The sequence below is a fragment of the uncultured Imperialibacter sp. genome, assembly GCF_963974565.1.
Lineage (GTDB): Bacteria > Bacteroidota > Bacteroidia > Cytophagales > Cyclobacteriaceae > Imperialibacter > Imperialibacter roseus.
The window spans coordinates 88,009-107,796 of the sequence record NZ_CAXBCJ010000001.1 but is presented as its reverse complement, the minus strand read 5'-3'; the positions used below and the strand labels follow the sequence as shown (position 1 = coordinate 107,796).

General features: G+C 47.1%; 19 protein-coding genes. 16 read left to right on the top strand and 3 right to left on the bottom strand.

Features of this window, described 5'->3' with window-relative positions:
* Positions 1–219 precede the first annotated feature (219 nt).
* Together AAC052_RS00510 and AAC052_RS00505 are read left to right on the top strand one after the other, a co-directional pair.
* Positions 220–2,673, top strand: coding sequence for a YfhO family protein (locus AAC052_RS00510; RefSeq protein ID WP_339810094.1), 2,454 nt, complete (start codon positions 220–222; stop codon positions 2,671–2,673).
* Positions 2,674–2,763: 90 nt separating this feature from the next.
* Entirely contained in the window at positions 2,764–3,240 is a 477-nt protein-coding gene (locus tag AAC052_RS00505) for a hypothetical protein (RefSeq protein ID WP_339810092.1), read from the top strand.
* Between the two features lie 57 nt (positions 3,241–3,297).
* Here AAC052_RS00505 and AAC052_RS00500 read toward each other — a convergent pair whose 3' ends face one another.
* On the bottom strand, positions 3,298–4,497 hold the full coding sequence (locus tag AAC052_RS00500; protein ID WP_339810091.1) for a molybdopterin molybdotransferase MoeA: 1,200 nt from the start codon (positions 4,495–4,497) through the stop codon (positions 3,298–3,300).
* 84 nt (positions 4,498–4,581) lie between these two features.
* Here AAC052_RS00500 and moaC point away from each other — a divergent pair, with 84 nt between their 5' ends.
* From moaC to AAC052_RS00480, 4 genes are all read left to right on the top strand, one after another.
* Entirely contained in the window at positions 4,582–5,070 is a 489-nt protein-coding gene (gene moaC, locus AAC052_RS00495) for a cyclic pyranopterin monophosphate synthase MoaC (protein WP_317490502.1), read from the top strand.
* A complete protein-coding gene (locus AAC052_RS00490) occupies positions 5,036–6,208 on the top strand; it encodes an NTP transferase domain-containing protein (protein WP_339810089.1) in 1,173 nt (390 codons plus the stop codon). Before moaC ends, AAC052_RS00490 begins: the two co-directional genes overlap by 35 nt.
* 137 nt (positions 6,209–6,345) lie before the next feature.
* Entirely contained in the window at positions 6,346–6,888 is a 543-nt protein-coding gene (locus AAC052_RS00485) for a YceI family protein (RefSeq protein WP_317490504.1), read from the top strand.
* A gap of 152 nt (positions 6,889–7,040) precedes the next feature.
* Positions 7,041–7,631, top strand: coding sequence for a fasciclin domain-containing protein (locus tag AAC052_RS00480; RefSeq protein WP_317490505.1), 591 nt, complete (start codon positions 7,041–7,043; stop codon positions 7,629–7,631).
* A 1-nt stretch (position 7,632) separates the two neighbouring features.
* Here the strand turns inward: AAC052_RS00480 and AAC052_RS00475 are convergent, their stop codons facing one another.
* The gene (locus AAC052_RS00475; protein WP_317490506.1) at positions 7,633–8,034 is read right to left on the bottom strand and encodes a TerB family tellurite resistance protein; all 402 of its coding nucleotides are present in this window, start codon (positions 8,032–8,034) and stop codon (positions 7,633–7,635) included.
* A gap of 433 nt (positions 8,035–8,467) precedes the next feature.
* Between AAC052_RS00475 and AAC052_RS00470 the strand changes: the two genes are divergently transcribed.
* The 10 genes from AAC052_RS00470 (at position 8,468) to AAC052_RS00425 (ending at position 16,930) form a co-directional block, all read left to right on the top strand.
* Entirely contained in the window at positions 8,468–9,871 is a 1,404-nt protein-coding gene (locus AAC052_RS00470) for an anthranilate synthase component I family protein (protein WP_339810087.1), read from the top strand.
* Positions 9,868–10,443, top strand: a complete 576-nt coding sequence (locus AAC052_RS00465) for an aminodeoxychorismate/anthranilate synthase component II (protein ID WP_339810086.1) — start codon at positions 9,868–9,870, stop codon at positions 10,441–10,443. The genes AAC052_RS00470 and AAC052_RS00465 overlap by 4 nt, the downstream gene beginning before the upstream one ends.
* Positions 10,444–10,447: 4 nt before the next feature.
* Positions 10,448–11,461, top strand: coding sequence for an anthranilate phosphoribosyltransferase (trpD, locus tag AAC052_RS00460; RefSeq protein ID WP_317490509.1), 1,014 nt, complete (start codon positions 10,448–10,450; stop codon positions 11,459–11,461).
* Positions 11,462–11,472: 11 nt separating this feature from the next.
* Entirely contained in the window at positions 11,473–12,291 is an 819-nt protein-coding gene (gene trpC / locus AAC052_RS00455; protein ID WP_317490510.1) for an indole-3-glycerol phosphate synthase TrpC, read from the top strand.
* A gap of 5 nt (positions 12,292–12,296) precedes the next feature.
* Positions 12,297–12,953, top strand: coding sequence for a phosphoribosylanthranilate isomerase (locus AAC052_RS00450; protein WP_317490511.1), 657 nt, complete (start codon positions 12,297–12,299; stop codon positions 12,951–12,953).
* The gene (gene trpB, locus AAC052_RS00445) at positions 12,953–14,149 is read left to right on the top strand and encodes a tryptophan synthase subunit beta (protein ID WP_339810085.1); all 1,197 of its coding nucleotides are present in this window, start codon (positions 12,953–12,955) and stop codon (positions 14,147–14,149) included. Before AAC052_RS00450 ends, trpB begins: the two co-directional genes overlap by 1 nt.
* A gap of 33 nt (positions 14,150–14,182) precedes the next feature.
* Positions 14,183–14,443 (top strand): hypothetical protein, encoded by a 261-nt coding sequence (locus AAC052_RS00440; protein ID WP_339810083.1) that lies wholly within the window; start codon positions 14,183–14,185, stop codon positions 14,441–14,443.
* A gap of 143 nt (positions 14,444–14,586) precedes the next feature.
* Positions 14,587–15,381: a tryptophan synthase subunit alpha gene (trpA, locus tag AAC052_RS00435; protein WP_339810081.1), complete on the top strand. Its 795-nt coding sequence runs from the start codon at positions 14,587–14,589 to the stop codon at positions 15,379–15,381.
* 195 nt (positions 15,382–15,576) lie between these two features.
* Complete coding sequence (locus AAC052_RS00430; RefSeq protein ID WP_339810079.1) at positions 15,577–16,599, top strand: bifunctional 3-deoxy-7-phosphoheptulonate synthase/chorismate mutase; 1,023 nt, start codon at positions 15,577–15,579, stop codon at positions 16,597–16,599.
* 157 nt (positions 16,600–16,756) lie between these two features.
* The gene (locus tag AAC052_RS00425) at positions 16,757–16,930 is read left to right on the top strand and encodes a hypothetical protein (protein WP_339810077.1); all 174 of its coding nucleotides are present in this window, start codon (positions 16,757–16,759) and stop codon (positions 16,928–16,930) included.
* Between the two features lie 232 nt (positions 16,931–17,162).
* Here the strand turns inward: AAC052_RS00425 and AAC052_RS00420 are convergent, their stop codons facing one another.
* Positions 17,163–19,664 carry a phospholipase C, phosphocholine-specific gene (locus AAC052_RS00420; RefSeq protein ID WP_339810076.1) on the bottom strand — a complete coding sequence of 834 codons (2,502 nt, stop codon included), beginning with the start codon at positions 19,662–19,664 and terminating at the stop codon, positions 17,163–17,165.
* Positions 19,665–19,788: the final 124 nt, after the last annotated feature.

Below are 19,788 nucleotides of genomic sequence, written 5' to 3'. Positions count from 1 at the left end.
TTCCGGTTAAGTCAATTTAATCTGAACGTTCGTTCTTAAATCGATCTTGAAATTATATTATTGCCGGACAGATACTGGTACCTCTCCGCTGCGGGCACGCTCAGATTTAATAGGGGAGCCTGGTTCAGTATCATAACTACAACTGTGAGTATAGGCCTTTTATGAGGATGGAGTTGATTTTGGAATTGGCTCCCCGGCCAAAAGATAAATTTGTTACACATGAAAATTACCTTTAATAAGAAGGTTATACAGCATTTTATAGCCATAGCAGTCTTCTACCTGTTGACTATATTCTTTTTCAGCCCTGTTTTTTTTGACAATAAAAACATTAATCAGCAAGATATTCTGCAGTGGCAGGGCTCGGTGCAGGAAATAAAGGAATTCAGAGCAACGACGGGAGAGGAGCCACTCTGGACCAACTCGATGTTTGGCGGAATGCCTGCCTACATGATCGATGTGGACTGGAGCAATGACATTGTGGAGTTTCTGCAATCGGCCTACAGCTTGTGGCTGCCCCATCCTGTCAGGTTGGTGTTTGCCAGCATGGTTTCGTACTACATTTTACTTCTGGCTTTTGGGGTCACTCCCTACCTGGCCATAGTCGGGGCGGTCGGTTTTGCCTTTACTTCTTACAACATGATCTGCCTGGTGGCCGGGCACAACGCAAGACTGGGAGCCATTGCTTTTGCACCACTTATTCTTGCAGGTATTCACAAAGCCTACGATGGCAAAAAAAGAATCGGGTTTGCACTGGCGGCGTTAGGGCTGGCCATGCACCTGAGGATTAATCACCTTCAAATCACTTACTATCTGCTGCTTATCATCATCATTTATGCCATAGCTAGGTTGGTGGTGGAGACGCAGAAGGGGCTGCTGAAGCCATTCCTGAAGCATAGTTTTGTGCTCATTTTAGCAGCCTTGCTGGGACTGGGAACGTTCTTTGGTGAGTTTTGGGCAACTTACGACTACGCCAAATACACGCAAAGGGGAAGGCCCGAGCTGACAGCCCAAAAAGAAGCCAAGCCCAATGCTGACGGCCTCGACAAAAGCTATGCCTTCAACCACAGCAACGGCATTTTCGAGCCTGTCGTGATGTTCATTCCCAATTTCTACGGAGGAGCTATGGCGGGCGGGTTCGATACGGATGGTGCTGCCGCTTTAGAGCTACAAAAAATGGGGGTTCCACGCCAGCAGGTGGCCCAACAACTGAACGGGTTGCCTGCTTACTGGGGTAACCAGCCGGGCACGTTGCCTTACTACGCAGGCGCCATTATCATTTTTCTGGCAGTGCTGGGAGGCATCGTTTTACCTGGTAAACAGAAATATTGGATGTTCGTGGTGATCGCCTTTGGCATCGCCCTCACCTGGGGCAAGAATTTTTCTTCATTCAACTACTTCCTTTTCGACTACTTTCCGGGCTACAATAAATTCAGGTCAGTGACTTTTGCCTTGTTTATGCCGTTGCTCTGTCTGCCACTATTGGGCATGCTGGGGCTTCAGCTTGGCTTGGAAAAGTCATTTGATAAGCAATGGATGAAGGGCTTCTACATAGCGCTTGGCGCAACAGGTGGATTCGCCCTGCTGGCCATCATGTTTGCTGGCATGGGTGGCTATGCCAGCCCAAATGATGCAGGGCTTGAGCAATACCCCCGGTTGTTACAAGCGCTCCGTATCGACAGAGCGTCATTGCTTCGAGCGGATGCGTTTAGGTCACTTTTGTTCATCGTTGCGGCGGGAGCATGCATCTATTTTTGGGCCAAAGGCAAGCTCTCGGCAGTATGGGCTCCCGTATTACTCGTTGTCGTTACCTCTGTGGATGTGATATCAGTAAGCAGAAGGTACCTGAACGACAAGAATTTCACAGCGAACCCAGCTCGTCAGTTCTTTGCCCCTTCTGAGGCAGACCAGGTGATTTTGAGTGACAAAGATTATTACCGTGTTTTCAACCTCAATGATCCTTTCAACGATGCACAAACCTCTTACTTCCATCATTCTTTGGGGGGGTATCATGCAGCCAAACTCAGGCGCTATCAGGATTTGATCGAGTACTGCTTGTCGGGTGAGGCTAACCAGTTGTACTCCACTGTGCAGGCTGGCTCGAGAGATTTTTCAGGCCTTGGAGTAGTCAATATGCTTAATACCAGGTACTTCAAATTTGGCGATAACAAAGGGGAGGTGCTTAGAAATAGTGACGCCAATGGCCCGGCCTGGTTCGTTTCCAATGTTTATAAAGTAAATTCGGCTGATGAGGAAATAGACGTTTTGTGTGGTACTGACACCAAATCGGTAGCCATTATTGATGCCACCAAGTTTGACGTAGCCGCTACTGAATATGACGACTCCGGCACCATAGCCTTACAAAGTTATGCACCCAACAAACTGGTGTACAAGTCAAGCTCTTCCAGCGAGGCTTTGGCCATCTTCTCCGAAATCTACTATCCTGAGGGTTGGGTAGCCCGCATCGACGGCAATGAAGTGCCGATTCTCCGGGCCGACTATGTGCTTCGGGCGCTTCAGGTGCCTGCAGGTGACCATGAGATCGTGTTTACTTTCGAGCCTGTGATTTACTCCGTTGGCAACAAAGTGATGCTTGGTTCCTCCTTCATTCTGTTGATAGTTGTAGTTCTTGTGTTTGGCTACCAGGTGCGAAAGATGTTGTTCGACCAGGCTTGAGGCAGACTTTGATCGTTTTTTCTTATTTCGTGCAACCTTTGTCCTAAATAATAGTATATATAGTACCTTGTAATACAAAATACTATCAAAATGAAAAGGACACTATTACTGATCGGACTATTTGCTTTTACCTATGTTGCCGCCCATGCGCAGCGACGTGTGAATGAAAGAGACCTGAAGGGCGTTTGGAAGCTCGTTATCGACGTTGACAAAGACGAAGTGAGAGAGGAGATTGAGGATGAAGACAATATCGTAGCCCAAATCTTTGCGGAGACAGTTACCGACTTTGCTTTCAATATCATTGAGAAGATCGATATCAGATTTGAGTTTCTTCCTGATAATCGGCTTCGTGTAGAGGCCAATGTTTTTGGCGAGTCGGAAGTAGAATACTCTGAGTGGCGGATCAATAAGGATGGTGAGCTGTGGATCAGCGACTCGGATCACTTCAAAGTAGACGACGATGATGACGATTTTTGGCTAATGGAAAACGGGAAGTTGGTGTCGTTCGAAAAGCAACGTGATGGTAGTAAAAGAAACAAATCGGTATATCTGGAGCCTGTGAAATAGGTAGTCAATTATTGCAGAAATCAAAAAGGCGGAGGCAATTAGCTTCTGCCTTTGTTTTTATAGAGGGTTGTAGGTAATCAGGCGCAAGCTTTCACCCTTTTTGAAATTTTGGCGATTCGGTGGCAGTTCGAGAAACGCATTGGCATACAGCAAATTTGCCAGGTCACCCGACCCGCCACCTGACCGTGGCTGCGCCCAAAGCACTCCCTCCTTATCCAAATGAGTCTTCACCTGTAGAAAGTAGGTGAGAGGCGAAGCAAAGTCAAAGTCTTCACTCAGCTTGGCATATTGTTCCGTTGGCGCAATGCCCAGGCAGGCTTTTAGCCAGGGTAGAAAATACCTGTGAAAGCACATAAATGTGGAAATAGGGTTGCCCGGAAACGCAAACACAAATTTTTTCTCTTCAATACGACCAAACCAGAACGGCTTGCCTGGCTTTTGCGCTACTCTATGAAATATTTTCTGCACCTGAAGTGACTCAAGTACTTCAGGCAGGTAATCGGCCTTCCCTTTTGACACGCCACCACTCAGCAGCAACACATCATTCTGCTTCAGAATGTTTCCAAGTTGCTCCTGCAGGCTTTCTTTATCGTCCTTGATATGGAAGATTTCGGGCTCTACTCCCCAGCTCTGGAGGGCAGCGGCAAGCGCCTGACTGTTGGAAGACCGTATCTGATAGGGCTCAGGGTGATCATCTACAGCCACTAACTCATCGCCGGTGGCAATAACAGCCACCTTTGGCAGGCAAAATACCCTGGGCACGGCTGCTCCCACTGTTGCCAACACGGCGATTTCCGACGCACGAATGAGTGTGCCGGTGTCCAGAAGCTTGGTGCCTTTTTTCTGGTCTCTCCCTTCTTTGTGCACGTTTTGGCCTTCCCTGATTGGCTCAACAGTGAACTTTGCCTGTCCGTTTGTGATCTCAATATCCTCATAGGGAACGACGGTATCGCAGCCGACGGGGAGCACAGCACCGGTCATCACTTCCAATGCGGCGTCAGGATTTTGAAGACTTTTTGCCTCTTCACCTGCCAGTTGTGTGCCTTCAATAGCGAATGTTCGGAGCCCTGCTTCGTAGGCTTTGAAGGCAAATGCGATGCCGTCCATCGTTACCCGGTCGAAGGGAGGGAAATTTCTGTCTGCAAAAATCTCCATGGCCAACACCCTGCCCGACGCCTCCTGCAGGTTGACGTGCTCCTTTTTCAACCTGAGCCGAGTGGATAAAATAAGCGAGGTGGCTTCGTTAACTGAAATCATTGCTTAGAAGTACTTAGATCAACTGTCCAACTTTATTTTTTATCTTTAGCGAGTATTCTTTAACCGAATCCCAGACCAAAGTAAATGAACATTAAAGAAAAGGAACTTAGCCATGTAAACAAAGAGGGGCAGGCTGCCATGGTGGATGTGGGCGAAAAGAAGGTGACTCGGAGAATGGCTTCGGCAAGGGCCATTGTTGTGCTTCCTCAAGAGGTGATGTCCTTGTTGAAAGATGGAGAGCTTTGGGGGAAAAAGGGGCCTGTGATTCAAACGGCCATCATTGCCGGCACTATGGGGGCCAAAAGGACAGGGGAACTCATACCCATGTGTCATCCGTTAGGTCTGGAGAGTTGTTCATTTGACACGGAATGGAAGGGCAATGAGCTCACCATTCAGTGCACTACGAAGATTGAGAGTAAGACAGGTGTTGAAATGGAGGCTTTAACCGGGGCGTCAGTGGCGGCACTAACGATTTATGATATGTGCAAAGCTCTTTCGCACGACATTGTCATTAAAGAAATCAAACTACTGGAGAAGCGTGGAGGAAAAAGCGATTTCAAAAGAGAAGCATAGCAAACATGCCAAGTTGGCCAAGCCAATGGGCGGCAGCTATCACCGCCAGGAATGGGCCATATTGGGAACTCCTTGTGGAGAAATCAGGAAGCTGGTCGGCAGCTTATGCGCTGCTTTGGGTGAGAAATGGAAGCTGGCCTATCTTGATGAAGACCATAAGGCCTCAGAAGAGGAGTATAGCCACTCTATGCTGAGCGGGCATGCATTTCTGGAGGCAATCAATAAAATCAACTATTTTCGGTTCGACCACGCAACAGCCCCCTCTTCCTTTGAAGCAAAAGCTATTTTCAATCCACTTGATGCTGTTTTCATCAATGGAAACCATTTTGCGGCCTCCAGACAAATTGTAGTGATCGATCCACGAAAGGATGTGGTAAAGAAGATGGACCGGCTGACTAATATTTCCCTTGTGCTGATGACGGAAGGGCAAACACAGATCCCGGAGGAGGTGCAGTCCCGAATGAATCCAGGCACGCCGGTTATTTCAATTGCCGACACGCAAAGGATTATTAACTGGATGGCTTCGCAGCTCGAGCTTTCTGTTGCACCCGTCAAGGGACTTGTGCTGGCTGGTGGCAAAAGCCAGCGAATGGAAGCTGACAAAGGGCTCATTTTTTACCATGGAAAGCCACAACGGGAGTACATGTATGATTTGCTGAGTGCAGCAGGCATTCAGCCTCACCTTTCTATCAGAACCGATCAGACCTACTCTGTTTCCGAGGAGGCAAATACGGTGATGGATCGTTTTTTAGGTCTTGGGCCTTATGGCGCCATTTTGTCGGCTTTGATGAGCGACCCGAATGCGGCCTGGCTTAGCGTAGCTTGCGATTTACCACTTTTGGCGAAGGAACACATTGACCTGTTGCTACAGTACCGAAACCCTTCAAAGGTAGCAACGGCTTTTTATAACCCCGAGACCGACTTCCCGGAACCGTTGATCACCGTTTGGGAACCAAAGGCCTACCAGGTTTTACTTAACTACCTTGCCCAGGGTTATTCATGCCCCAGAAAGGTTTTGATTAATTCGGATATTGAGTTGGTGAATGTGGTAGACCATGCATTTATGATGAACGCCAATACTCCAGACGAAAAAGACAAAGCGCTGAACCTTATTGCCGCCTCAGCCAAATTCAACTGAGCTGACTAAAAATGGCTTTTCTTGCTATTTAAGGCACTTTCTCAACTAAATTGAATTTTTTTTCTCTCAAAGTGAAACAATTTCAGTCAATTGTATGTATATACATATAAGTACAAACATTTAAATTAATATATACAATGGAAACACAAACTCTGACCCAATGGAACCTTGATACTATGCACTCTGAACTTCAGTTCAAGGTGAAGCACCTGGTTATTTCAACAGTGACCGGTTCATTCAAAAACTTCAATGTGGAGGTAGCCACAGAAGGCGACGATTTTTCAACAGCACAAATAAAGCTGACTGCCGATGTGAGCTCAATTGATACCGGCAATGAGCAAAGAGACGGACACCTCAAAAGCGACGACTTTTTTAATGCTGAGAAATTCCCTGCGTTGACTTTCGAAAGCACTGGCATCAAAAAAGTTGATGAGGAAAACTTTATTCTTTCAGGAAACCTTACAATCCGTGACATTACCAAGCCAGTAGACTTGAATGTGGTGCTCGGAGGTATAGCTGTTGACCCTTATGGCAACACTAAAGCGGGTTTTGAGGTAGAAGGGAAAGTGAACAGAAAGGAATTTGACCTTAAGTGGAATGGCGTTACCGAAGCTGGTAGCGTTGTGGTAGCCGATGTTGTTAAAATCCTGGGAAATATTCAGGTAGCAAAGGCACAGTAAGCATATTTCAACCAATCGTAGGCGAAAGTCTCTCATTAGTGAGAGACTTTTTTGTTGATTTTTACAGCGAAAGGTACTCTTTTATCGAACATGCCGGCTTTCTTTTCCCCCAGCTAATGCCTACATTCAAATTTGAGTTAGTTATAGCTTAAGTGAATCGCCTGGTAAAAATTGTACTTATTTTTCTTATCGGAGTAGTCCTGCTATTCCAGAGTGCTTGCCGTGACAAAGAATCACCCAAAGAAACGGGCAATCTTTGGCAGGCAATAGAAGAAGCCAAGGAACTCAGTATTTTCGAAAACGCTATTATTGTTGCCGGACTCCAGCCACTATTCGAAGAACAGGGGCCATACACGGTTTTTGCGCCCACCAACGAGGCCATGCTGATCTTTTTTGAAGAATTTGGCTTTACAGAAGGTCTTGCCAACTTAAGCCCTCAGGATTTACAAATTGTAGTGCTGTATCATGTTGTTGATGACCGGTTATTTCTGAAAAACTTCGATGAAGAGCTTGGCTACCCGACGTTATTCAATGGTTTTGAGGCTTTTATAGCACGATTGAATAGTGATGTGTCGATTAACGGAGTATCAAATGTTATCGTTGGCGATTTTGAAGCTTCAAACGGCGTTCTTCATATAGTTGATCACACCTTTTTCATTAAAGCTTCTGATGGTTCTATAGGGATACCCGGTGCCGATGGCGGGGGTGTGGGAGGAAATAACCCGAATCGCAGAGGCCCTTGAGCTATTTCTTAATCAGGTATTTCTGAGCCAGTTGTCTCAGGAATTTTTTGCTTGTGCTGATTTCCGGGTCTGCATAAGTAAACTGCGAAAGCTCAGCAATTACACCAGGCAAATACCCAAGTTTAAGAGCTATTTTTTCGCAAAACTCGATTTCGCTGGTGAAGACTTTGCCATCTACCTTCATTAACTGCACAATGTTCAGGAGGTAGTCGAGCCTGTCATCCTCATCAACACCCTCCAGTGTAGGCATTGGCTTTGGGTGATCAATCAGCGTTTCTATCTGATCCTTTGACAAGCCATTGAGGGCACCTATGTAGTGAATCAGTTTTGATTCAGACGGGGCTACGTATTTATCTACCCTCGATAAATGAACCAAAACGCTTAGTTGATCAACAACATCCATAAAGCAAAATTAAAAGTATCTGTACTCAGGCCAAAATGATAAAAAAGTAAAGCTATTTGGTTAGGTTGGCTCAAACTAAAATTACAACTAATTCCTAATTTTCTACCTTTTGCCTTCAAAAAAATGCGCACAGCTAAATCTAGGGGAGCGGGGATTTTCACTGCAAACGCAGTTCGCTAAAGGATGAAAACTTATCCAATTATTTTTTCTCATTCCTCAATCGCAAGAAAGATTTCTTTAAAAAATTCCCTGATGTCTTGCGGCGTAATTCTTCGGCTACTACATTAGCGTCCGTTATGACAAAAGCAAGCGCTCGTATGATCTGGTGGTGGCACAATTCGACATTCGAATCGTGAACCGGTAGATTTTATGATCTTGAAAAAAGGGCCTGTTCACGCAGGCCCTTTTTTGTTGCACCATGAACCAAATTTTTATGTATCACATCAGGCAAACATCCAAAAAACTGCTGGCAGATACCCACACTCCAGTGAGTATTTATCTGAGACTGAGAGACAAGTACCCGAACACGTTTCTGCTTGAAAGCTCTGATTATCATGGACAGGAAAACAGCATGTCTTTTATCTGCTGCCAGCCCATGGCTTCTATGACGCTGAGAGGCAGGGAGTTTTCATCCGAATTTCCAGACAACAGAGTGGACAACCATTCGTTAGGCGACGCTGGCAAGCTTACCGAACTGATGAGTGCCTTCATGGGCAAGTTTGATATTAAAGAAGAGGCTGGTGTCAAGTTCTCTGTGGCAGGTCTGTTTGGCTACCTGGCCTACGATGCTGTACAACGGTTCGAGGACATTAAGTTCGACTCATCCAAAAACGACCAATTCCATATACCTGACATGCATTATTCGCTTTTCAGGTATGTGATTGCGATCGACCATTTCAAGAATGACCTGTTTATTGTCGAAAATCAGATCGACGGTCAGACATCCAGTATCGATGAAATGGTAAGCCTGATCACTAGCCGCAATGTGCCTACTTTTCATTTTAGCATTAAGAACGGAGAGGAATCGAACTTTACAGATGCTGAGTTTTTGGAGATTGTGAAAAAAGGAATACATCATTGCCAGGTGGGTGATGTGTTTCAAATCGTGCTTTCCCGCAGGTTTCAGTCTTCCTTCGAAGGCGATGAGTTTCAGGTGTATCGTGCCCTCCGCTCCATTAATCCTTCTCCTTATTTATTCTATTTTGACTACGGCAACTTCAAGATTTTCGGCTCCTCGCCTGAGGCACAGATAGTGATAAAACACGGTGACGCCACTATTTATCCTATAGCGGGCACTTTCCGAAGAACCGGCAATGACCAGTCGGATGCGGAGCTGGCCAAGAAGCTTTATGAAGACCCCAAAGAGGACTCGGAGCACGTGATGTTGGTGGATTTGGCGAGAAACGATTTGAGCAAAAGCAGCGATGCCGTGAAAGTCGAGACCTACAAAGAGATTCAATATTACTCTCATGTGATTCACCTGGTTTCGAAGGTGTCGGGCAAGCTGAAAAAAGGCACCTCTCCGCTGGAAATGGTAGGCAGTACTTTCCCGGCGGGCACTTTGTCGGGTGCGCCAAAGCACATGGCCATGCAATTGATTGATAAGTATGAGGCAGTAAAAAGAGGCTACTATGGTGGTGCAATCGGCTACCTGGGACTCAATGGTGACTTTAATCATGCCATTATGATCCGATCCTTTCTCAGCCAGGACAATACGTTGTTCTACCAGGCGGGGGCGGGAATTGTGGCCAAGTCGACGCCGGAAAGTGAAGTGCAGGAGGTGTATAATAAATTGGCGGCATTAAAATCGGCGCTGGAGTTGGCGCAGCAAATATGAAGATCCTGGTATTAGACAATTACGATTCATTCACCTATAACCTGGTTCACATACTGGTGGAACTTGGGTATGGTGACACCACTGATGTGTTCAGAAATGACAAAATTAGCCTGGAAGAGGTAGAGAAATACGATAAGATACTGCTGTCACCTGGCCCTGGTCTGCCAAGGGACGCCGGCATTATGCCAGAGCTTCTGAAGAAATATTCGCCAACGAAAAGCATTCTGGGCGTTTGTTTGGGGCACCAAGCTATTGGCGAAGCCTTCGGAGGGGAGCTGTTCAACATGCCGGTTGTGTTGCACGGCGTAGCGAACGACACCATCAGAACCGGTGTAGAGGATGCCCTGTTCGAAGGGTTGCCTGATAGTTTTAGGGTGTGCAGGTACCACTCATGGTCGGTGGTGGCAGAAAACCTGCCGGCAGAATTGCTGGTGACGTCAAAGGATGCGGAGGGAAATATTATGTCGATGCGTCACAAACAGTACAGCGTAAGAGGTGTGCAGTTTCACCCTGAGTCGATTCTGACTGAGCATGGCAAACAAATGATTAATAACTGGGTAACAAAATGTTAGTGCAATGAAGGAAGTACTGAACGAACTATTCGAGTATAAATCGCTGACAAAGGAACGGGCCAGGGAAATACTGGTGAACCTTGCCAAAGGCGAATACAACCCATCGCAAATGGCTGCTTTTCTTACTGTCTTCATGATGCGGTCGATTACGGTAGAAGAGCTCGAGGGATTCCGTGACGCCATGCTTGAGCTTTGCATAGCGCTCGACCTTAAAAAATACGACGCCATTGACCTGTGTGGAACAGGAGGCGATGGTAAGGATACGTTCAACATCTCTACGCTGGCCTCTTTTGTGGTGGCCGGAGCTGGGCAGAATGTGGCCAAACATGGTAACAATGGTGTTTCATCTATTTGTGGCTCGTCGAACCTGCTGGCCTATTTTGGCTACGAGTTCACTAACGACAAGGACAAGATTGAGAAGAGTATTGCCGAAAGTGGCATTTGCTTTTTGCATGCGCCGCTCTTTCATCCAGCCATGAAGAACATAGCACCTATCAGGAAGGAGCTGGGCGTGAAAACCTTCTTCAACATGCTTGGCCCCATGGTAAATCCGGCTTTTCCCGACAAGCAGCTTGTCGGTGTTTTTAGCCTGGAATTAGCCCGGCTTTACGGCTACCTCTATCAGCGATCGGGTAAGGAGTTTGTCATCCTTCATTCTTTGGATGGATACGACGAAGTGTCGCTAACTGGTGGGTTTAAAATGATCACCAACCAGGGAGAGAAGGTGCTTCACCCCGAAGACCTTGGTTTGTCGACCGTGAAGGCTATTGAACTAAAGGGTGGCGAGACAATTGAAGAGTCGGCAGCCATCTTTCTGAAGGTGATCAAAGGCGAGGGAACCAGGGCTCAGACAGAGGCCGTTTTGGCCAATGCCGGGCTGGCACTTTACGTAGGGAAGCAGCTAAGTTCTGTGAAGGAAGGAGTGCAAATGGCCAAAGAATCTCTTGAATCTGGCAGGGCTTTCCAAACATTCAGAAACTTAGTTGGCGATTCAAAGATATCTGTAAGTATTTCATAATTTTGTAAGCAATGGAGAATATCCTGGATAAGATTCTTGCCGTAAAAAAGCAGGAAGTAGAGCGACGGAAAGAGTTGTTTCCAGCTAAATTACTGGAAGAGAGCATCTACTTTCCTTCGCCCACTGTGTCGATGAAAAAGTACCTGCTTCGCCCCGATAAGTCTGGCATCATCGCCGAAATCAAAAGAAAGTCGCCTTCGAAAGGAGTCATCAATCCCAACGTCTCGGTGGAGCGCATTTCCATAGGCTATATGCAAGCTGGCGCAAGTGGGCTTTCTATCCTTACGGACAGTGAGTTTTTCGGAGGTAAAAATGAGGACCTGACCACCGCAAGAAACTTCAACTTTTGCCCCATTCTCCGCAAGGACTTTATCATCGATGAATATCAAATCATTGAAGCCAAGTCAATTGGCGCTGACGTGATACTGCTGATAGCTGCTGCCTTGCCACCAAAACGATTGAAAGGCTTGGCTCAGTTTGCAAAGTCGCTCGGGCTGGAGGTGCTGATGGAAGTGCACAATGAGGAAGAGCTGCTCAATAACATTCATCCCGAGCTGGATATTGTCGGAGTGAACAACAGGGATCTGAAGCGATTTGTGACAGATATCAATATCAGCAAGGAACTAGTCGCAAAAATTCCTGAAGACTATGTGAAGATTTCGGAAAGCGGAATAAATGATCCGGCCGTTATGCTCGAATTAAAGGAATGTGGCTTTGAAGGATTCCTGATCGGTGAGCAATTTATGAAAGAAAGCAGGCCTGAGTTGGGTGCGAAGCATTTTATTGAGCGCTTTCATTTTCTGGAGAAAACCAAAACCCAAACGGTTTAATACATATGGCTAACCAACGTCTGCATTTGAAAGTGTGCGGGATGAAATTTCCTGACAACATCAAGAGGTTGAAAGAAGTGGAACCTGACTTCATGGGGATGATTTTTTTCTCAAAATCTCCCCGGTTCGTTGGTAGCGAATTGTTGTTTACCGGCACAAGCATATTTCCTCCGGGAGCAAAAAAGGTAGGAGTGTTTGTGAATGCCCCTCTTTGGGATATTGTGAAAGTGGTGGAGGAATACAAGCTGGAGTATGTGCAGCTTCATGGCGAAGAGTTTCCGCAGTATTGTGTTGAGCTAAGGAAAAAAGGAATGAAGGTGATCAAGGCCTTTCAAGTAAGTAATTCCTTCGATTTTAAGAAAGTGGAGGCGTTTGAGGGGTGTATCGACTATGCTCTTTTTGACACCAAAACGCCTAACTACGGAGGGTCGGGTGAGAAATTTGATTGGACTTTGCTCAATTCCTACAAGCTAAGCATTCCCTTTTTTCTGAGCGGCGGCATTAGTCTGGAGGATATAGATGAGATAGAGCAGCTGGACTTGCCCAAGCTGTTCGGTATTGACGTAAACAGCAGGTTTGAAGTTTCGCCCGGATTGAAAGACATTGACAAGCTGCTGGCACTGAAGAAGAGAATGGGAAAAATGAAAAAGGAGACAATGTGATGGAACAAACAATATCCAAATATGCAGTGGATGAGCAGGGATACTATGGAAAGTTTGGAGGTGCCTTCATTCCTGAGATGCTCTATCCAAATGTAGAGGAGCTTAAGGAAAAATACCTGGACATTATTTATGCTCCGGAATTTCAGGAAGCCTTTCACGGGCTTTTGAAAGACTATGTAGGAAGACCAACACCGCTTTACTTTGCCAGCCGCTTGTCGGAAAAGCATGGTGCGAAGATTTACCTGAAAAGAGAAGATCTTTGCCATACAGGAGCCCACAAGGTGAACAACACTGTTGGGCAGATTCTGCTTGCTCAGCGACTAGGTAAGAAAAAGATCATAGCGGAAACAGGTGCCGGTCAACACGGAGTGGCTACTGCTACTGTGTGTGCCCTTATGGGCATGGAGTGCATCGTGTACATGGGTGAAGTGGACATGGCAAGGCAGCGGCCAAATGTAGAGCGCATGCGGATACTTGGCGCTGAAGTGCGCCCGGCAAAATCGGGCAGCCGCACCCTCAAAGACGCTACCAACGAAGCCATGCGCCACTGGATCAACAATCCGAACGAAACACATTATATCATCGGTAGTGTGGTTGGGCCTCATCCCTATCCTGACATGGTGGCTCGTTTCCAGTCGGTAATCAGCGCTGAGATGAGGGAGCAGCTTTTGCTCAAGGAGGGAACTGAAACCCCCGACTATGTCGTTGCCTGTGTAGGTGGTGGATCGAATGCCGCCGGTGCATTTTATCACTTTCTCGATGAGCCTGAAGTGCAACTGGTAGCTGTAGAGGCAGCCGGCCACGGAGTTGATTCGGGCAAGTCTGCTGCTACAACGGCTTTGGGCCGGGATGGTGTTTTGCATGGCAGCCGCACGATACTGATGCAAACTGAAGATGGGCAGGTAGTGGAGCCACACTCTATTTCTGCCGGCCTCGACTACCCTGGCATTGGCCCTTTGCACGCCCATTTGTTTGATAGTAAGCGAGGTATATTCCTGAATGCTACCGACGAAGAGGCCATGGTAGCTGGCGTTGAGTTAAGCAGGCTGGAAGGCATTATTCCCGCCATTGAATCAGCTCATGCCATTGCGGCGCTTGGAAAGCTGACATTTAAACCTTCCGATATTGTGGTACTTAATCTTTCAGGCCGGGGCGACAAAGACCTGGAGACGTATATCAAGTGGGGGGGGTATTAGGAAGATAGGAGACGGGAGACAGGAGATGGAAGTTTGAAGACGGGAGACCGGAGAGCAGGCGTCGGTACGATAGCGCTGCCTTTCTGCGTCGGCAATCGTCAGACGCCCGAAAGGCTTAAAGGGAGACGGAAGTTTGAAGACGGGAGACGGGAGACGGGAGGTAGGAAGCTTGCCCCACTACTGGCGGGATCGAAACCAGGCGTCGGTACGGCAGCGCTGGAAATAGTGCTGGCAGCCGTCAGCCGCCGGAACCAAAGTGGCGAGTTTGTGCTTTCGTGCCTTCGTGGCAACTGAAGAGAAAAGGTGAAAGTTTAAGAGTATAGAAGTGGGAGAGGTTAGAAGTCAGTAGATTGAGGATCGAAGTAGGCTTTGCGTCTTAGCGCCTTTGCGTGAAACCTCCTTTGTGTGAAAGTGGTAATTGTTAAAACGGAAATAACATGAGTGAAATAATTGAAGCAAATAGAATAGACACCCTTTTCACCGAAAAGGCAGACCATATATTGTCGATGTATTTTACGGCGGGCTATCCGAGCCTTGGGGACACAAGAAAAATTATGAAGGCACTTCAAGAGGGTGGTGCCGATGTGATTGAAGTAGGCATTCCATTTTCAGATCCCGTGGCCGATGGGCCCACTATCCAAAAAAGCAACCAGCAGGCGCTTGAGAATGGTATGAACATGAAGCTGCTTTTTGAGCAGCTGGAGGGCATGCGTTCAGAGATCGATATCCCCGTTTTATTGATGGGGTACTTTAATCCGGTGATGCAATACGGCCTGGAGAAGTTCTGTGTGAGGTGTCAGGAAATAGGCATTGACGGCCTCATTTTGCCTGACCTGCCAGTATACGAATACCGAAAGTTTTACAAAGAAACCTTCACCAAATACGGCCTGCACAATATCTATCTCATTACACCGCAAACATCGGAAGAGAGGATTCGTGAAATTGATGAGCATACCGAAGGCTTTATCTACATGGTTTCCTCTGCCAGCACAACTGGTGCCAAAGGGGCTGTGAGTGAGGTGCAGGAGGCTTATTTTGCCAGGATTCAGATGCTCAGGCTGAAGAACCCACGGTTGATTGGCTTTGGTATTTCCAACAACGAAACGTTTGAAAGAGCCTGCCGGTATGCCAGTGGTGCCATTATTGGCAGCGCCTTCATTGACCTGCTGGAGAAGTCGGACAATATGGAGAAGGACATCAAGCAGTTTGTGAAAGGCATAAAAGAAAATTGATGACTAGAATAGTTAAGGCATTTCGGAACCGGCAAAAAATCCTTTGTTTCACCCCAACCCTGAAGGGAGCTAAAGGATTTTTACGCCTCGGTTCCACCAGCTGGTGTGTATCGGTAGATGCTCTAAATTTTTCAAATTAGCCTCTGCACTTTATATGTCGTTGATAACAAAAGGAACTTTTAAAAAACACCCGTTATGATTATCCAACTCGATCCGGCCATTTCGGAAGAAGCGAAGGCGAAGATTACCGATACCCTTGGTCAATTGAAGTTCAAAGGCACCGAAGTGAAAACCCAGATGGGCGACTACCTTGTATGCATTGGGAAAACCAATATCGACATCAGACAGCTCGGCTTTCTGCCAGGCATAATCGACATCCACAAGGTGTCGGACGATTATAAGCTGGTGTCCCGAAAATGGAAAGTTAATTCAACCAAAATCGACCTTGGCGATGGCGTTGTGATCGGCGATGGTAGCTTTTCCATCATGGCTGGGCCTTGCAGCATCGAAGGAGAGGAGAACGTTAGGGCGACCATCAAGCACCTGAAGGAGAACGGGGTGAACATCATGAGGGGTGGCGTTTTCAAACCGAGAAGCTCTCCTTATTCATTCCGTGGCATGGGTATTGATGGCCTGAAGATGTGGTATAATATTGCCAGAGAGGAAGGCATCAAGATTGTGACTGAGGTAATGCAGGTGTCGCAGATTGAAGAGATGTATCCTTATGTGGATGTGTTTCAGGTTGGTGCCAGAAATACGCAGAACTTCAATTTGCTGGACGAGCTTGGCAAGGTAGATAAAGCCGTTATGGTCAAAAGAGGCATCTCAGGCACCATAGAAGAGCTTTTGTATTCTGCTGAGTATGTATTCTCTGGTGGAAACGAAAAGCTGATCCTTTGCGAGAGAGGCATAAGAACCTACGAAAAGGCCAGCCGCAATACGCTCGATTTGAATGCCGTGCCGATTTTGAAAGACAAGACACATTTGCCTGTGGTGGTGGATCCTTCACATGGTATTGGTATCCGTGATTATGTTGACAGCATGTCGCTGGCAGCGGTAATGGCCGGGGCCGACGGTGTGATCTTTGAAATTCATCCACTGCCTGAAAAAGCAGCCAGTGATGGGCAGCAAACCTTGGACTTCCAGCAGTCGGCGGCACTCATCAGGAAGATGAAAAAGACCTATACGCTGAGGGAAGAGTTTGAGATGGCGGTGTGATCAAGGCTACCTTTTTAGAACAGAGAACCTAATTTGCCCATCATGGGGGTTGGCTGTTTCCACATGAGTCGTGAAGAGGTTGTGAAAATTGTTAACTGTAGTTGCTTGTCCAACAAAATATGGAAGCAAGGTTTAACTTCAAGTAAATAATAAATTGATGGTTACAATTCTAAAATCAGGAGCGCCGAAGGAATCCATTCAAAAGGTATTGGATAAGTTAGGCAGCCGAGGGCCGAAAAAGGGCATTGATGCACAGAAGTATTGTGGGGTTATTAAGTTTAGCGAGGATGCGTTAGTACTTCAGAAACGCTGGAGAGATGAATGGGAATAAGCTATTTCTGGATACCTGCCCTGCCTGGCAGATTGCCACGCTCGTTTGAACATTGACTAAAAGGGTAAGACTATTTTCTACTAGCTACCGATGACGTGTTAATGAGTTTTTTAAAGAATGTGGATTTCGACGGAGCTCAATCTGACACATTCTTTTGACATTTCGAATCACGTCATCTCAATTGGTTCGGTTTGCCAAAAATGTTAGGTCTCGCAATGACATCGGGGAATGTTTACCCCCTCCCCATATACGGATCCGATATACTGTCCGCTCCGGTTTCGAGCCTCCCGGCAAAGCGTACTTTCAGGTTGGGGTCATTGGGGCTTGTTACTGAAAAGTCGTACCATCCCTTGCTCGACGCAGTATTGAGCGTTACACTTTCCAAACCATCAGCTTTTAGCTTTAGCTCTTCCTCCACGTGTTGGTATTTATCATCTTTCAACTCCAATTTCAAAGCACCTTTGCTTCTGTTGATGATGGAAACTTTTAGCTTCCCATTAACTTTTCCCCCAGTCATTTCCGGGATACAAGTTACGTCTACGCCATTCCCTTCGTTGCCAACAAACTCCCTGAAAAAACCGTTTGGGCCATACACTCTCAGGTGATATTGCCCATCCTCGAAGTTATCCAATGGCCACTGGTACTCGATTTCGTCGCCAGCTTTAACAGCAAAGGCCCATGTTTTAACCGGTTCAAAAGTACTTGTTGTCGGGTTGCGATACTTGCCGGGAGCATACACATTGAATGGTGCGCCTAAAGAGTTCTCTCCAAAAAGGCCCTTTCCGGCTTTGAAGCGAATGCGGAAATGCTTGCTGTCGTGGGCCAAATTGCCGGTAACATGCAACTCGTAGCCAAGCGCATTGGAAGGTTTGGTGCCAGGCTCCTGTTTTGGGAGCTGTGTCGTCAACATCCTGGTATCTGCTTTGAGGGGTTTGAAATTGTTGGGCAAGCCTTTGAAGCTGGCATTGTAGATTTCCTGAATATGCCTATTCCTGTCAAGGGGGGCTGGCATGTCAACCTGCTCGCCATTATATGGCCTGAACACCGAAGTAAGGTCGCCACTGATGGCCCTTCGCCACGAGCTGATATTAGGCTCTTCGATTTTCTTACCCGTCTTTTTGGAAAGGAATTTTTCCATGAACATGATGGTAGACGTGATATCACATACTTCTGAATTCACCCATCCACCCCGAGACCATGGTGAGGCCACAATAAGCGGCACACGGTAACCCAAACCTACCGGACTAGTCCTTGCCTCCTTCTCGTCAAAGCCAGCTTTTATTTCTTCATCTACGGTCACGTACTCACCATCGGCTTTTAAGCCATCTGAAATTTTGCCATCATTTGGATCGGCTGGGTTGGGTGCCACAAAAGGAGGGATGTGATCGAAATAGCCATCGTTTTCGTCGTAATTGAGAATGAAAATCGTTTTTTTCCATACCTCCGGATTCTCGGTGAGGATGTCCATTATCTCAGACACATACCAGGCGCCATACCACGGAGCGCTCGGATGGTCAGAAAACTTCTGTGGCGCTGCCAGCCAGGAAACTGTGGGTAGCTTGCCTTCTTTGACGTCCTTGCGGAACTGGTGAAGGATGTCCCCCTTAGGCACTTTGGTGGTACGCTCCGTTCCATTGTCGGAGTAGGTCATATCTTCGACCTTGTGATAGTCGGGATCGCCGATATTGGTTGTGAAGGCCTTGTTGTGCAGGTTTTTGGCACGAGCAGAAAGCTTCTCAAACGCTTCAGGTGTCCATTGCTGCAGGAGGTCGTTTACCTGATCAATACCCTTCTTTGTTGCATCAATTTGCCCCTGCAACTTGAGCTTATCTGCGCCGGGAGCATTCAGTTGTTTTTCCAGGGCAGCCAGATCGCTGGGCAGCTCTTTTTCTTTCGTCTTCAGGTACTCGTGAAAACCCTTACTGTAACGCACGCCATACTGGGTAAACCACTCCAGATTATTGTCTGTAAAGTTGGCCAGCAGCGACTCGTCCTCCACATTGGTGGGCAGGCTGATTTCGTTTTGATAGACTTTCCAGGAAATGCCGTTGTCCTCCAGTCTTTCAGGGAAGGTGGCCCAGCTGGCCTCCCTGCCATAGGTCACTTCTCCATTCCTCACTTTAGCTTTGTCGCCTGGCTCGCCGTGTGTTTTACCAGTCCAGTGGTAGCTGCGGTTGGTGGTGGTGCCGGTAAGAGCGGCGCAGAAGTGCTGATCGCACACGGTGAAGGCATCAGCCAGTGAGTAATAAAATGGAATGTCCTCTCTCGTGTAATAGCCCATGGTAAGGGGGATGTGCTTGTAGTCTTTGTTGCCGGGCCTTTTTGCTTCTATCCAGCCATCATATTTACCATTGTTGCGGGCGTCGACCTGATCTTCCCAGGAGTGGGGCACTCCACCCATCCAGGTAGCTTTGGTGTCTTTCATGTCGAGGCGGAAAGGGGCGAACCTGTTGCCGGCACTATCTGGCTGAAACCAAACGGGGTTTTTATCAGGCAGCGAAATAGCGAGTGGGTCGTTGAAGCCACGTACCCCTTTGAGCATGCCAAAGCAGTGGTCGAACGAGCGGTTTTCCTGCATGAGCACCACCACATGCTCGGCATCGTAAAAAGTAGTGCCGGGATCAGGTGAAATAGCCAAAGCCTTTTCAATCGAAATGGGCAGTGTGCTCCAAACGCTGGTGCCACCAGCCAGCAGGGCCGCTTTTTTAAGGAACTCTCTTCTCGAATCGCTCATAAATATTGTTTTCAAACAGGTTAGACCAGCGTAAACACGCTCCGGGTGCAATAATATCGATCAGGCCAGCCAAATGAGCTGACGCAGCCATTATGTGTTCTTTAATAACATACGAATATGTTAA

Bases quoted from the DNA above. Each gene is read 5' to 3' on its own strand.
- trpB (WP_339810085.1), top strand. From the start codon at position 12,953: ATGGAACAAACAATATCCAAATATGCAGTGGATGAGCAGGGATACTAT.
- AAC052_RS00425 (WP_339810077.1), top strand. From the start codon at position 16,757: ATGGTTACAATTCTAAAATCAGGAGCGCCGAAGGAATCCATTCAAAAG.
- AAC052_RS00420 (WP_339810076.1), bottom strand. From the start codon at position 19,664: ATGAGCGATTCGAGAAGAGAGTTCCTTAAAAAAGCGGCCCTGCTGGCT.
- moaC (WP_317490502.1), top strand. From the start codon at position 4,582: ATGAACATTAAAGAAAAGGAACTTAGCCATGTAAACAAAGAGGGGCAG.
- trpD (WP_317490509.1), top strand. From the start codon at position 10,448: ATGAAGGAAGTACTGAACGAACTATTCGAGTATAAATCGCTGACAAAG.
- trpA (WP_339810081.1), top strand. From the start codon at position 14,587: ATGAGTGAAATAATTGAAGCAAATAGAATAGACACCCTTTTCACCGAA.
- AAC052_RS00450 (WP_317490511.1), top strand. From the start codon at position 12,297: ATGGCTAACCAACGTCTGCATTTGAAAGTGTGCGGGATGAAATTTCCT.
- AAC052_RS00510 (WP_339810094.1), top strand. From the start codon at position 220: ATGAAAATTACCTTTAATAAGAAGGTTATACAGCATTTTATAGCCATA.
- AAC052_RS00485 (WP_317490504.1), top strand. From the start codon at position 6,346: ATGGAAACACAAACTCTGACCCAATGGAACCTTGATACTATGCACTCT.
- AAC052_RS00500 (WP_339810091.1), bottom strand. From the start codon at position 4,497: ATGATTTCAGTTAACGAAGCCACCTCGCTTATTTTATCCACTCGGCTC.
- AAC052_RS00430 (WP_339810079.1), top strand. From the start codon at position 15,577: ATGATTATCCAACTCGATCCGGCCATTTCGGAAGAAGCGAAGGCGAAG.
- AAC052_RS00475 (WP_317490506.1), bottom strand. From the start codon at position 8,034: ATGGATGTTGTTGATCAACTAAGCGTTTTGGTTCATTTATCGAGGGTA.
- trpC (WP_317490510.1), top strand. From the start codon at position 11,473: ATGGAGAATATCCTGGATAAGATTCTTGCCGTAAAAAAGCAGGAAGTA.
- AAC052_RS00465 (WP_339810086.1), top strand. From the start codon at position 9,868: ATGAAGATCCTGGTATTAGACAATTACGATTCATTCACCTATAACCTG.
- AAC052_RS00470 (WP_339810087.1), top strand. From the start codon at position 8,468: ATGTATCACATCAGGCAAACATCCAAAAAACTGCTGGCAGATACCCAC.
- AAC052_RS00505 (WP_339810092.1), top strand. From the start codon at position 2,764: ATGAAAAGGACACTATTACTGATCGGACTATTTGCTTTTACCTATGTT.